The organism is Bradyrhizobium sp. T-12, assembly GCF_058314695.1.
This window is the reverse complement of record NZ_CM177756.1, coordinates 1,544,773-1,558,644: the sequence shown is the minus strand read 5'-3', so window position 1 is coordinate 1,558,644 and position 13,872 is coordinate 1,544,773. Positions and strand designations below refer to the sequence as shown.

12 protein-coding genes are annotated in these 13,872 nt (G+C 65.6%); 3 read left to right on the top strand and 9 right to left on the bottom strand.

Annotated features, from left to right (window positions below; translation table 11 throughout):
* Positions 1-11 precede the first annotated feature (11 nt).
* From ybaK to mobB, 8 genes are all read right to left on the bottom strand, one after another.
* On the bottom strand, positions 12-485 hold the full coding sequence (ybaK, locus tag AC0WRY_RS07540) for a Cys-tRNA(Pro) deacylase (RefSeq protein ID WP_491122861.1): 474 nt from the start codon (positions 483-485) through the stop codon (positions 12-14).
* A gap of 303 nt (positions 486-788) precedes the next feature.
* On the bottom strand, positions 789-3,557 hold the full coding sequence (gene fdhF, locus AC0WRY_RS07535; protein WP_491122860.1) for a formate dehydrogenase subunit alpha: 2,769 nt from the start codon (positions 3,555-3,557) through the stop codon (positions 789-791).
* A complete protein-coding gene (locus AC0WRY_RS07530; RefSeq protein WP_491122859.1) occupies positions 3,554-5,257 on the bottom strand; it encodes an NADH-ubiquinone oxidoreductase-F iron-sulfur binding region domain-containing protein in 1,704 nt (567 codons plus the stop codon). The genes fdhF and AC0WRY_RS07530 overlap by 4 nt, the downstream gene beginning before the upstream one ends.
* Positions 5,258-5,406: 149 nt before the next feature.
* Positions 5,407-5,676 (bottom strand): hypothetical protein, encoded by a 270-nt coding sequence (locus AC0WRY_RS07525; protein ID WP_194406380.1) that lies wholly within the window; start codon positions 5,674-5,676, stop codon positions 5,407-5,409.
* A gap of 93 nt (positions 5,677-5,769) precedes the next feature.
* Positions 5,770-7,425 (bottom strand): OFA family MFS transporter, encoded by a 1,656-nt coding sequence (locus AC0WRY_RS07520; RefSeq protein WP_491122858.1) that lies wholly within the window; start codon positions 7,423-7,425, stop codon positions 5,770-5,772.
* A 316-nt stretch (positions 7,426-7,741) separates the two neighbouring features.
* Entirely contained in the window at positions 7,742-8,005 is a 264-nt protein-coding gene (locus AC0WRY_RS07515; RefSeq protein ID WP_194406378.1) for a sulfurtransferase TusA family protein, read from the bottom strand.
* 44 nt (positions 8,006-8,049) lie between these two features.
* On the bottom strand, positions 8,050-9,306 hold the full coding sequence (locus AC0WRY_RS07510) for a molybdopterin molybdotransferase MoeA (protein ID WP_194406377.1): 1,257 nt from the start codon (positions 9,304-9,306) through the stop codon (positions 8,050-8,052).
* A gap of 9 nt (positions 9,307-9,315) precedes the next feature.
* Positions 9,316-9,843 (bottom strand): molybdopterin-guanine dinucleotide biosynthesis protein B, encoded by a 528-nt coding sequence (gene mobB / locus AC0WRY_RS07505; RefSeq protein ID WP_194406376.1) that lies wholly within the window; start codon positions 9,841-9,843, stop codon positions 9,316-9,318.
* A 208-nt stretch (positions 9,844-10,051) separates the two neighbouring features.
* Here mobB and fdhD point away from each other — a divergent pair, with 208 nt between their 5' ends.
* The 3 genes from fdhD to AC0WRY_RS07490 all read left to right on the top strand — a co-directional run bounded on the left by fdhD (position 10,052) and on the right by AC0WRY_RS07490 (position 11,882).
* The gene (gene fdhD / locus AC0WRY_RS07500; RefSeq protein ID WP_194406375.1) at positions 10,052-10,942 is read left to right on the top strand and encodes a formate dehydrogenase accessory sulfurtransferase FdhD; all 891 of its coding nucleotides are present in this window, start codon (positions 10,052-10,054) and stop codon (positions 10,940-10,942) included.
* Positions 10,923-11,579: a molybdenum cofactor guanylyltransferase MobA gene (mobA, locus tag AC0WRY_RS07495; protein WP_491122857.1), complete on the top strand. Its 657-nt coding sequence runs from the start codon at positions 10,923-10,925 to the stop codon at positions 11,577-11,579. The genes fdhD and mobA overlap by 20 nt, the downstream gene beginning before the upstream one ends.
* Positions 11,580-11,651: 72 nt before the next feature.
* Positions 11,652-11,882, top strand: a complete 231-nt coding sequence (locus AC0WRY_RS07490; RefSeq protein ID WP_491122856.1) for a hypothetical protein — start codon at positions 11,652-11,654, stop codon at positions 11,880-11,882.
* Between the two features lie 40 nt (positions 11,883-11,922).
* On the opposite strand, the gene AC0WRY_RS07485 is transcribed toward AC0WRY_RS07490, so the two are convergent.
* A complete protein-coding gene (locus AC0WRY_RS07485; protein ID WP_491122855.1) occupies positions 11,923-13,872 on the bottom strand; it encodes a molybdopterin biosynthesis protein in 1,950 nt (649 codons plus the stop codon).

Below are 13,872 nucleotides of genomic sequence, written 5' to 3'. Positions count from 1 at the left end.
CGCGACCCGCCTCAGGCCAGCACGTCCGCGACGACCGCTTTGACGACGTCCCTTACATCGGCAGGCTTGAGCCGCACCTGCAGGCCGCGCTGGCCACCATTGAGATAGACGAGATCATGCGCGAGCGCGCTCTGCTCGATCACGCTTTGCACCTGCTTGCGCTGCCCGAACGGGCTGATGCCGCCGACCTTGTAGCCGGTGACACGCTCGGCCTCGGCCGGCTTCATCATCTGCGCCGACTTGCCGCCCGCGGCCGCCGCGAGCTTCTTCATCGAGACTTCCTGGTCGGACGGAACGACGACGCAGACCGGCTTGCCGTCGACCAGCGCCATCAGCGTCTTGAGGACGCGCCGCGGGTCTTCACCGAGCGCGGCGGCGGCCTGGAGGCCGATGCTCTCGGCGTCAGGATCGTAGTCGTAGGCGTGGACGGTGAAGGCGACACCTGCGGCGGTGAGCGCGCGGGTGGCTGGAGTGACTTTGGACATAGCTGATGTCTACCATCGTCATCGCGGGGAGCGAAGCGGCGAAACAATCCAGACTGTCTCCGCGGAGGGATTCTGGATTGCTTCGCTGCGAAGCAATGACGACGTGGGCACATTTGCCCACCGCGCCCTCGGCGTCGTCCCCGCGCACGCGGGGACCCATAACTACAGGAAGTAGTTTTGCGAAGACCAATTGTTCGGGACCAAGACCGTCCACAACCGCGAGATCACGCAGTATGGGTCCCGGCGTTCGCCGGGACGACGCCAGTTGGTTGGCGGCACCGAGCCGCCAACTAACGCCTTCCCCTACTCCGCCGCGTCCCGCATCTCCGCCCGCTCGGCCCTGGCCGCGCAGAACTTGAACTCGGGGATCTTGCCGAACGGATCGAGCGCCGGATTGGTGAGCAGGTTCGCCGCCGCCTCCGCGTAGCAGAACGGCATGAACACCATGTTCTCCGGCACGTCGCGATCGGAGCGCACCTTGACCTCGACCGCGCCGCGGCGGGTCTCCAGGCGAATGAAATCGCCGGGCGCGAGCTTCTTCTTGCGCATGTCCTTCGGCGACATGAAGGCCACCGCCTCGGGCTCGATCTGGTCGAGCACCTGGGCGCGGCGCGTCATCGAGCCGGTGTGCCAGTGCTCCAGCACGCGGCCGGTCGACAGCACCATGGGATATTCGTCGTCCGGAATCTCGTCCGGCGGGATCACCTTGGCCGGCACGATCTTGCCGCGGCCGCTCGCGGTCGGGAAGCCCGTGGTGAAGATGATCTCGTTGCCGGGCTTGTCCGGAGCATCGACCGGATAGGTGACTGCGCCTTCACGCACCAGCCGCTCCCAGGTGATGTTCTTCAGCGACGGCATCAGCTGCGCCATTTCGGTGAAGACGTCGCCGGGGCCGGCATAATTCCACGGCAGGCCCATGCGCTTGCCGATCTCCTGGATGATCCAGAGATCCTGCCGCGCATCGCCCGGCGGCTTGATCACCTGGCGCGCGAGCTGCACGCGGCGATCGGTATTGGTGAAGGAGCCCTCCTTCTCTGCGAACGCCGAGGCCGGCAGGATCACGTCGGCGTGGAACGCGGTCTCGGTGACGAAGAGATCCTGCACCACGAGATGATCGAGCATGGCGAGCGCGTGTCGCGCGTGCTGCAGATCCGGATCGGACATCGCGGGGTTCTCGCCCTCGATATACATGCCCTTGATCTCGCCGGCATGGATCGCGTTCATGATCTCGACCACGGTCAGGCCGCGGACGGGATCGAGATCCTGCTGCCAGAGTTTTTCGAAGCTGCCGCGCAGATCGTCGCGGCCGACGGGCTGATAATCCGGCAGGAACATCGGGATCAGGCCGGCGTCGGACGCTCCTTGCACGTTGTTCTGGCCACGCAGCGGATGCAGGCCGGTGCCGGGACGGCCGACCTGGCCGGTGATCAGCGCCAGCGCGATCAGGCAGCGCGCGTTGTCGGTGCCGTGGACATGCTGGCTGATGCCCATGCCCCAGAAGATGATTGAGGATTTTGCCCGCGCATAGGTGCGCGCCACTTCGCGCAGCGTCTGCGCCGGGATGCCGCAGATCGCCTCCATCTTCTCCGGCGTGAATTCCTTGATCTTCTCCTTGAGGTCCTCGAAGCCTTCGGTGTAGCCGGCGATGTACTGGTCGTCGGTCAGGCCTTCGGTGATGATCGTGTTGATCATCGCGTTCAGCATGGCGACGTCTGAGCCGGGCTTGAACTGCAGATGCTTGGTCGCGTGCCGCGACAGCGTCTGCCGGCGCGGATCCATCACGAACAGTTTTGCGCCGTTTTGCTTCACGGCGTTCTTGATGAAGGTCGCGGCGACCGGGTGGTTCACGGTCGGATTGGCGCCGATCACGATGATCACTTCGGCATCCATCGCAGCTGCGAACGGCGCCGACACCGCGCCCGAGCTCAGGCCTTCGAACAGCGCCGCCACCGAAGAGGCGTGGCATAGACGGGTGCAATGATCGACATTGTTCGAGCCGAAGCCGGTGCGCACCAGCTTCTGGAACAAATAAGCCTCTTCGTTCGAGCCCTTGGCCGAACCGAAGCCGGCCAGCGCCTTCACGCCCTTCTCGTCGCGGATCTTGACGAGGCCCTTGGCGGCGATGTCGAGCGCTTCTTCCCAGCTCGCTTCGCGGAAATGGGTGAAGGGATTGGCCGGATCGACCTGGTCGTTGGCATCCTTCTTCGCATTCGGCAGCCGCACCAGCGGCTTCGTCAGGCGATGCGGATGGTGGATGTAGTCGAAGCCGAAGCGGCCCTTGACGCAAAGACGATTGTGATTGGCGGGGCCGTCCCGGCCTTCCGCATAGATCACCTTCTCGTCCCTGACCTCGTAGGTCACCTGGCAGCCGACGCCGCAGAACGGGCAGAGCGAGTCCACCTTCTTGTCCGCGTAAGTCACGCGGGTCTGCTTGTCGTCCAGCATCACGGCCGGCATCAGGGCGCCGGTCGGGCAGGCCTGCACGCATTCACCGCAAGCGACGCACGTGGACTCGCCCATGGGATCGTCGAAATCGAACACGATCTTCGAGCCGTGGCTGCGATAGGCCATGCCGATGACGTCGTTGACCTGGACCTCGCGGCAGGCGCGCACGCACAGGCCGCACTGGATGCAGGCATCGAGGTTGACGCGCATCGCCGGATGGCTGGCGTCGGTCGCCCAGCGCTCGGCGGCGGGGAAGCGGCTCTCGGTGACGCCGGTCGCCTCGGCCCAGTGCCAGAACTTCGAATCCGGATCGTGCGAGGTCTCGCGCGCCGGCTGGTCGGCGACGAGCAGCTCCATCACCATCTTCTGCGCAGCCGTCGCGCGCGCGCTCTCGGTCTTGACCTTCATGCCGACCGACGGCGTGCGCTTGCAGGATGCAGCGAGCACGCGTTCGCCCTCGATCTCGACCATGCAGGCGCGGCAATTGCCGTCCGGGCGATAGTCGGGCGCCGGCGAATAACAGAGATGCGGAATGTCCCGCCCCTGCCGCTTGGCGACTTGCCAGATGGTCTCGCCGGGTTTGGCTTCGACCTGCTTGCCGTCGAGCTCGAACGTAATCTTGGTCATTCGGCCGCTTCCTTGAACTCGTCAGGGAAATATTTGATCACGGTGGCCAGCGGATTCGATGCCGCCTGTCCAAGCCCGCAGATCGAGGCATCGCGCATCGCCTGGCTCAATTCCTCCAGGAGAGCGCGGTTCCAGACCGGCTTCTGCATCAGCTGCGCCGCTTTCTGGGTTCCGACGCGGCACGGCGTGCACTGGCCGCAACTCTCGTCCTCGAAGAATTTCATCAGGTTCAGCGCCGCCGCGCGCACGCTATCCTTCTGCGACAGGACCACGATCGCGGCCGATCCGATGAAGCAGCCGTATTTCTCCAGCGTGCCGAAATCGAGCGGAATGTCGTCCATCGACGCCGGCAGGATGCCGCCGGACGCACCGCCCGGCAGGTAAGCATAGAACTGATGGCCGTCGGCCATGCCGCCGCAACATTCGTCGATCAGCTCGCGAATGGTGATTCCGGCTGGCGCCAGCTTCATGCCGGGATTTTTCACGCGGCCCGAGACCGAGAAGCTGCGCAGGCCATGCCGTTCATGACGGCCATGGCCCTTCCACCACTCGGCGCCCTTCTCGACGATGTCGCGCACCCACCACAGCGTCTCGATGTTGTTGATCAGTGTCGGCAGGCCGAACAGGCCGACCTGGAACGGGTAAGGCGGCTTGTGCCGGGGCAGGCCGCGCTTGCCCTCGATGCTTTCCAGCAGCGAGGATTCCTCGCCGCAGATATAGGCGCCGGCGCCGCGGCGCATGTGCAACGTCGGACCGCCCGGCGGGAGCTTCGCGATCTCGCGCTCCAGGATCTCGCGCGAGGCCGGATATTCGTCGCGCAGATAGATGTAGACATCGGAGGCCTGCACCACATGCGCGCCGATCAGCATGCCTTCGATGAAGCGGTGCGGATCGCTTTCGAGATAGACCCGGTCCTTGAACGTGCCGGGCTCGCCCTCGTCGCCGTTGATCGCCATCAGCCGCGGACCGGGCTCGCCGAGCACGGCGCGCCATTTACGGCCCGTGGGGAAGCCGGCGCCGCCGAGGCCGCGCAGCGAAGCGTTGTCGAGCGCCTTCAGGAGATCGTCGGTCGACAGTTCTCCCGAGCGCAGGCGACCCAGCAACTTGTAGCCCCCATCGGCGAGATAGGCGTCGTAGCCGATATATTTGGGCAGATGGGCGTGGGTATCACCGGCCTTCGCGGCCGCCATCACGTTGGAGACGGTCGCGTGATCGACGAAATTGTGCCCGACTTCCGCGGCAGGCGCAGTGTCGCAGCGGCCGACGCAGGGTGCCCGGACGACACGGATGCCGGGACCGCCAGCACTTTGCAGATCCTCGAGCAGCTTCTCGCCGCCGAGCATCGCACAGGTCAGGGAGTCGCAGACGCGGATCGTCAGCGGCGCGATGTCGGGCTCGCCCTCCTTCACCACGTCGAAATGCGCGTAGAACGTCGCGGTCTCGAACACTTCGGCGAAGGCGAGCTTCATCTCGTCGGCGAGCGCGGCGAGATGCGCGGCCGAGATCTGGTGATATTTGTCCTGGATCAGGTGCAGATATTCGATCAGGAGATCGCGCCGCCGCGGCCTGTCGCCGAGCAGTTGTTCGATCTCGTGCGCGGCGGTGGGGTCGACCTGGCGCCCCTTGGGCGTGGCCTTGGCTCGCTTGCGTCCCTCGCCCGGGTGTTCGAACGAGCGGACCTGATGCACGTCATGGCTCATCGATGAATCTCGTAGCCCTTCTTTAGAACAAGTCCAACCTTAGCCGTTGGCATACCAGATGCCAAGAAAATTCTGGCGTTCCAATAAGCGTTTAAGGGGCACGCGGCCAACGAGCCCCATGCCCCCATCGAACGGGATAGTGCCCCTTCTCAGCTCTTGTTCATGCACTCTTCGATGTAGAACCAGCGGTCGTCGCCAGCGAGGCCCTTGGACTTCACCTCGGCGCGGCAGGCCTTCAGCTTCGGCTTGTTGGCCGCCCACTTGGCCTTCATGTCCTTCAGCTTTTGCATGGAGAGCTTGATCTTTCCCGGCTTGGCCTCGGTCGTAGCAGCGGGTGCAGCGGGCGCGGTCTGTGCAGATGCGGTGTGGAGGCCCGCGGCCAGCAGCATGGCGGCGAGGCAGATACGAGTGCGAAACATGAAAATCCCCCTAGGTCCCATTCTCGATGATTCTTGAAAGACGAATGTCGCGGGACGCCGACCATCGGCATCCCGCGACCGTGTCGACTGCGATCAGAAAATCTTGACCGCGCTCTCCAGCGTCTTCCAGACTCCCCAAGCCAGGGGAATGCCGACGAAGGCCCAGAACATCGCCGCCTTTGCGTCGAGGCCGCCAAAGCCGATACCGTAAGAGCCGTGCGGCCCCGCGGCTGCAGCGCTGGCGCTCGCCGCCTGCAGCTTGGCGACATCGGCCTCCTTCATGTGCCACTTCGAATCGACCGGCTTGATCAGGTAGTTGCAGATCAGGCCCGCGATCAGCATCGCGCAGAGGATGTACATGGTGGTGTTGTAGAGCTGGTCGCGCGGCACGCCGGCCGCGAGCTGGAACTCGCGGATGTAGTTCACCACGACGGGGCCGATGATGCCCGCCGTCGACCACGCCGTCAGCAGCCGCCCGTGGATGGCGCCGACGAACTGGGTACCGAACATGTCGGCGAGATAGGCCGGCACGGTGGCGAAGCCGCCGCCATACATCGACAGGATGATGCCGAAGCCGAGCACGAACAGCAGCTTCGAGCCCATCGCCGCGAAGGTCGGCGCCAGCGCGTAGAGCGCGATGCCGAGGATGAAGAACGTGTAGTAGGTGTTCTTCCGTCCGATCTTGTCCGACAACGAAGCCCAGAAGAAGCGGCCGCCGATGTTGAACAGCGACAGCAATCCAGCGAAGCCCGCGGCGATCGCGGCGATCTGCGCCTTCTGTCCGGCATCGAGCGCGTTGAAGCCGACATCAGGCAGGCCGATCAGCTTGCCCGCGAAGATCTCCTGAAGCATCGGCGAGGCCATACCGATCACGCCGATACCCGCCGAGACGTTCAGGCAGAGCACCCACCAGATCAGCCAGAACTGCGGCGTCTTGTGCGCGTCGTTGAGATGGACGTTGTTCTTCGAAATCATCGCGTTGGCCTTGACCGGCGGGGTCCAGCCCTCGGGCTGCCAGCCGGGCGGCGGCAGGCGATAGCGGAACGCGCCGATCATCATGAACACGAAGTAGATGACGCCCATCGCGACGAAGGTTTCCCAGACGCCGACCGAGGTCGGGCTCTTGAAGTAGTTCATCAGCAGGTTCGCCAGCGGCGCGCCGATCATGGCGCCACCGCCGAAGCCCATGATCGCCATGCCGGTCGCCATGCCGCGACGATCGGGGAACCATTTGACGAGCGTCGACACCGGGGAGATGTAGCCGAGGCCGAGACCGATACCGCCGATCACGCCCGAACCCAGCCACAACAGCCAAAGCTGATGGGTGTAGATGCCGATCGCACCGAGGAAGAGACCGCCGCACCAGCAGAGCGCCGAGACGAAGCCCGCCTTGCGCGGCCCGACGCGCTCCAGCCAGCCGCCCCAGACCGCAGCCGCGATACCGAGCAGCACGAAGAACAGGGTGTACATCCATCCCATGCTGGCGACCTTCCAGTCGCAGCTGGTCGTGAACAGCTCCTGCCACAGCGACATGTCGGGACAGGCCTTCGGCGCAGTCAAACCGATCGCGCGCGACAGCGGCAGCCAGAACACCGAGAAGCCGTAGGCCATGCCGATGCAGAGATGGATGCACAGCGCCGCCGGCGGCACCAGCCAGCGATTGAAGCCGGCGGTCGCGATGGTCCGCTCGCGATCAAGAAAACCCGCGCCAGCACCTGAAAGTGTCCCAGCGCCTTCGATTGCAGTCATGCATTCCTCCCCTCAGCCACCCTTCTGAGCAGCCTGCCGCTACTATCCTGTTCCTCAGCTCGCTGCGGTGCAGACAATTGCCCCTGCTGCCCCGCACCATCATCCGACGCGCGCCAGGATCGTCACGCGCATCCTTAGTGTTAAACCCCTCGCGCGGGGCGCTATGCCCGATACGACGTGCAGGCTTCGTGAGCGGCCCGTTGATCCGCGTATCGCAGACAAGACTCAACCTCCGCGCCTGCACGGAGAAAGTCAATTTGGGCAGAAGCCATGATCGATGTCGATAGACAAAAGGTCGGTATCAGTGAGGTAACGCTCACGAATGCGGTGCACCATTGGCGCCACCTATCGAGCCATTTGCTTTTTCTATCAAGAACACGATGCGCGCGTCGTTGCGCTCGGTGATCTCCACCGTGTCGCCGGTCTCGCGAATCAGGTTCGGAATGTCAATCACCGACAAGGGATCGGTGCAGTGAACCTCGAGCTGATCGCCCGGTTGCAACGGCTTGAGCGCCTTGCGCGTCTTCAGCGCAGGCAGCGGGCATTTCAGTCCGGTGAGGTCGAGCGTCGTTCTGGTCATGGGCGCAACATGGCGAGGTGAGGCAACGACGTCAACGCAGCCGCTCAGAGCAGATCGGCATAGGACAAGAAACCTACGCTGTGCCCCGGCTCAACGCCCGTGACGCTCTCACCGAGCTCGACCAGGCCATCAGTCTCGACCAGCGAGGACAGCAGCCCCGCCCCTTCGCGTGGAAACTTGATGGCCTCGAGCCGGCCGTCCTGCGCACGCCGCAGGGATACACGAACGTATTCGCGCCGACCTGCCTTCTTCTTGTAGGTAAACGCCGCGCGCAACGGGATCGGTGTCAACGGCTCCGGCAGGCCGCCCGCCAGCGCCAGCACCGTCGGCCGCACCACGTGGACGAACGTCACGAAGCTCGCGACGGGATTGCCGGGCAGTCCGATCAGCGGCGTGCCGTCGATGATGCCCATCGCCACCGGCCGGCCGGGCTTGATCGCCATCCGCCACAGCACCAGCGAGCCGATGCTCTCGACCGCGGCCTTGACGTGGTCCTCCTCGCCGGTCGAGACGCCGCCGGTGGTGAGGACCAGATCGTGGCGCCCTGCAACCTGCTTCAAGCCGTTCGCGAGCGAAGTCCGCTCGTCGCGGAGAATGCCGAGATCGCTGACCTCGCAGCCGAGACGGCGCAGCATCGCCATCAGCATGAAGCGGTTGGAATCGAACAGCTGCGCGGCGGCGCGTGTCTCGCCGGGGGACGCCAGCTCGTCACCGGTCGAGAACACGGCGACACGGATGCGCCGGACGACGTCCAGTCTTGTGAGGCCGAACGCGGCGGCGAGAGCAACATGCTGCGGCCGCAGGCGCTGGCCGGCGTGCAGCGCGATCTGTCCCTGAGGGATGTCCTCGCCGGCGGGGCGCACATTCGCGCCCGGCTTCAGCCCCGGCGGCAGCACGATCCGACCGGAATCGTCGATGCGGACGTCCTCCTGCATGAAGACGGTTTCGGCCTCCGGCGGCATCGGCGCGCCCGTGAAGATGCGCGCGGTGTGGCCGGGCTTGATCGGTGCCTGCGCGAGCCCGCCGGCCGGGATGCGACCGTCAAGCGGGAGCGCTTGCTCGGCGCGATCGGGAACATCGGCATTGCGCACGGCATAGCCGTCGACGGCCGAGTTGGTGAAGGGCGGCAGCGGCAGCGGCGCCGCGACATCGCGCGCCAGCACGCGACCGTCTGCATCGACGAGAGACACCGTCTCCAGATCGGCGATCGCGTTGACGCGCGTCGTGATGAGACCAACGGCCTCGTCGACCGACATCATCGGGCCGCCGAAGGCAAAGCAATCGTCCGAGAGTTGCGCCATGGTGCCTCGTCAGCGTATCGCGGCGCTCTTCGCAACCGCTTCCTCGACCGGCATCGCCGCGCGCAGCAGCAACGCCGCGGCCGCCTCGATGTCGTCGAGATGGACAGTCGGCAGCCGGGTGTCAATGGCGGTGTCGGCCGCGATGCCGGCAATGCCGGGATCGTCGGGAAACAGCAGCGGTTTGCCGTTCGCCGCGCGATGCACCTCGATCTTGCGATGCGGCTCGCGCTTGAAACCCTCGACCACGACGAGATCGACCGCGGACAGCTTGCCCAACAGTTCCGGCAGCCGCGGCTCCGCCGCCCCGCGCAATTCGTGCATCAGGGCCCAGCGGTTCGACGACGCCACCAGCACCTCGGAGGCGCCGGCCTCGCGATGGCGCCAGGAATCCTTGCCGGGCACGTCGACGTCGAACTGGTGGTGCGCATGCTTGATCACCGAGACGCGCAGGCCTTGCGCGTTGAAATGCGGGATCAGCCGCGCCAACAGCGTGGTCTTGCCCGCACCGCTCCAGCCTGCAAGGCCGATAACTTTCATTCCAGCTCTCTTTTCGCAACCAACGACCGCTGACGGAACCTCCGGCTCCACCCCGTCATTGCGAGTGCGGCGAAGTAATCCAGACCATCTCCGCGGATGTATTTCTGGATTGCTTCGCTGCGCTCGCAATGACGCCGAGGCAGCATTTCGCTCTTTCGCCGCCATGCTTATATCGGCTTGGCCCGAATGTCATGCTAACCTCGCCGCCATGATGCAAATGGACAAAGCCCCGGTGCCCCTGATCATCCCTGACCCGGACGACCCGCGCCTGACCCAGAGCGTGACCGGGACCGACCAGACCGGCGCCAGGGTCGAGATCAAGGTGCCGATGGAGCGGCCGCTGACGCTCTATTTGAACTCCCAGGAGATCGTCACCATGATGACGATCGGCGACTACCCCGAATATCTGGCGCTCGGCTATCTGCTGAACCAGAACATGCTGAAATATAATGACGCCGTCACCGAGGTCGAATACGACGACGATCTCCAAGTGGTCGTGGTGCGCACCGAGCATCACACCAATTTCGAAGCCAAGCTGAAGAAGCGCACGCAGACTTCGGGCTGCGCGCAGGGCACGGCTTTCGGCGACCTGCTGGAGGCCGTCGAGAGCGTCGCGCTGCCGAAGGCGGAGCTGCGCACATCCTGGCTGTACCAGATGACGCAGACCATCAACACCATGCCCTCGCTCTATCTCGAGGCCGGCGCGATCCACGGCTGCGTGCTGTGCAAGGAGGGCACCCCGCTCTGCTACACCGAGGATGTCGGGCGTCACAACGCCGTCGACAAGATTGCGGGCTGGATGTATCGCCACCGCGTCGATGCTTCCGACAAGATCCTCTACACCACGGGGCGCCTCACCTCGGAGATGGTGATCAAGACGGTTCGCATGGGCATTCCGATCCTGGTGTCGCGCTCCGGCTTCACCGCCTGGGGCGTCGATCTCGCGCGCCAGGTCGGGCTGACGCTGGTCGGCCGCACCCGCGGCAAGCGCTTCATCGTCCTCGCGGGCGAAGAGCGCATCGTCTACGACCAGGACCTCGCTTACGTCGAGGAGGAATCGGCCAAGCACAAGCGCAAGGGTGAAGGTGGTGACGACTGAATTTCCAACCACGACTATTCCGCCAACTCTTGGCGTGCTGCTCGCCGGCGGCCTCGCGCGGCGCATGGGTGGCGGCGACAAGCCGATGCGCACCATCGGCGGCCGCACCATTTTGGAGCGCGTGATCGCGCGCCTGAAACCTCAATGCACCGGACTGATCCTGAATGCCAACGGAGAGCCCGCGCGCTTCGCTTCCTTCGGCCTGCAGGTCGTCCCCGACGACGTGCCCGGCTTTCCCGGCCCGCTCGCCGGCATTTTGGCCGCGCTCGATTGGACCGCGGCGAACCGGCCGGACGTCGACTGGGTGCTCAGCGCCGCCGGCGATTGCCCGTTCCTGCCGCGCGATCTGGTGGCCCGGCTGCATGACGCACGCCGGCGCGAGAACGCGCAGCTCGCGGTCGCCGCATCCGGCGAGCAGTCGCATCCCGTGATCGGCCTGTGGCGGGTCGCCTTGCGCGGCGAGCTGCGTCACGCGCTGGTCGTCGAAGACCTCCGCAAGATCGACCGCTGGACCGCACGCTATCCACTCGCAACCGTGACGTGGCCGGCCGAGCCGCTCGATCCGTTCTTCAACGCCAACACGGTCGAGGACATCGCCGAAGCCGAGCGGTTGGCCGCGCTGGACGACGCGGCCTGAGGGTCTCTCCTGGCCGGTGAACCGGACCAAGGAAGGCAACGACCAATATTGGGACGCTGCCCCGGATGAGCCATGGCCGACTCTCTCTTGGACATCATTTTCGATGTCGTCGACGTCGCGTTCGATGTTTCGGACGTGATCGATCGCACGAAGCAGCTGAGCAAGCCTGACACCGTCGAGGTCCCGCAGGATCCAAAGCCGTTGCCACCCGCCGCACAGCGCGCGCTGGCGGAAGCCGAAGAGCGGCAGCGCAGGCGCGAGCAGGTCGATCAAGCCGCCAGCGGCACTGACCCGGTATCGTAGCGAAAGCCCGGTGCGCGCGCTCGAACGGCGCGAGGACATTCTAAGCAGGTCGAAATCCAGCCCGCTCCAGCGCTGTGCGCGCCTCGTCCGAACCAAGGGCATCGAGAAAAGCCTGCACGGCCGGACGCTGTTTGCGCGCCGTCACCAGCGCGAAGTCATAATGCTCTTCCGCGAACGGAATGAAACCGAGGCCGACCGCGTGGGCGACCGGCGCAATGGTCATGCCCCAGTCGGCGCGGTGCTGCGCGACGGCCGCCGCGACTGCGTTGTGCGACCGCGGCTGGTTCCAATAGCCTTCCGGCCGCGCCCCGCCGAGCAGCCGGTCGATCAGGATGCGCGTGCCGGCACCCTGATTGCGGTTGACCATGATGCAGGCCGGATCAGCGAGCGCGGCAGCGACGGCCTGCTTCGCATCGAGGCCGTCGAAACGCCTGTCGCATTTGCGGTAGACGATGCCCTGCATCCGCCGCCAGCCGGGCACGAGTTCGAGCCCCTCGACGAGATAGGGCGAATTGTAGGTCTCGCTCTTGTCGTCGAACAGATGGATCGGCGCGAGATCGCATTCACCCCGCTTCGCCGCGGCAAGCCCACCGAGGCTGCCGACCGCGATCGAGCGCACGGCGAGGCCCGCATGCGCAAGCTGCGCCGTGACAAGATCCAGACCTGTGCAATGGCTGCCGACGATGACGACATCGGGGACCCGCACATGAGGTGTGAACAGCGTCACCTCGGCTTCGGTCCCGGCCGGCATCTGGTCGGCGAGCGCATCGATGCGCAGGAAACCATCGGCCTGCGCGAAGGACGTAATCGCGCCAGACCCCTTGCCGGAGGGATAGGCGATCAGGCCATCCCTGCCCTCGACCAGCGAGACCATGACGAATTCGGTGCGGCCGAGCTCGGACGCAATGCGCACCGGCACGGTCGCGTTGACCTTGGCATCGGCGCGCGGCGGCAGGCCGGCCAGCTTGCGCAGCACCGGCACGATCATGTCGTGGAAGGTGAACATCGCCGAGGTCGGAAAGCCCGGCAGGATCACCACCGGTCTGCCGTCGCACACCGCAAGACACAGCGGCTTGCCGGGCTTGAGCGCAACGCCATGCGCGATGATGCCGGGCGCGCCGAGCCGGCCGATGATGCGATGGGACAGGTCGCCCGCGCCTTTGGACGTGCCGCCTGACAGCACCAGCATGTCGGCATCGGCGAGCGCGGCACGCATGGCAGCTTCGAGCTTGGCTTCATCGTCGGGAATCGCGCCCAGGAAGATCGCCTCGCCGCCGTTCTCGTCGATCGCGGCCGCGACGATGGCGCCGTTGGTGTCGTAGATCCCGGCAGGCGCGAGCCTCTGGCCCGGCTGCACCAATTCATCGCCGGTCGAGATCACGGCCACACGTGGCTTGCGCGCGACCTTCACCTCGGCGATGCCGCACGCGGCCAGCATGCCGATCTCGCGCGAGCCGATGACGGTGCCGGCACGCAGCAGCGCCTCGCCGCGCGCGATGTCGGATCCGGCATAGGAGACGAATTGCCCGGGAGACGTGGCGCGACGAACCTCGATGGCATCCGCCCCCGCCGGCTGGGTGTGCTCGACCATGACGACGGCATCGGCGCCACGCGGCAGCGGGCCGCCGGTGGCAATCGCCGTTGCGGTTCCAGCCGCCACTTGCAGCGCCGGCGCGGTGCCGCAGTGGATGGTTTCGCCGTTCAGCCCAAGACGCACCGGCTTGCCTTCGCCGGCCGCAACGAGATCCCCCGAACGCACGGCAAAGCCGTCGACATTGGAACGGTCGAACGGGGGAACATCGATAGGCGCCGTGACGTCTTCGGCGAGCGCCGCGCCAAGCGCAGCACCAAGCTTGCGCGTTTCGCACGGCAGCGCGCGCGGGAACAGCGCCGCCTCGAAGCGCGCCAGCGCCTCCTCGCGCGAGAGGATCTTGAGGAACTGCTCCTGTTCGAGCGCGCTGCGGTCTGGTGGCTTCGGGATCATCGTCAT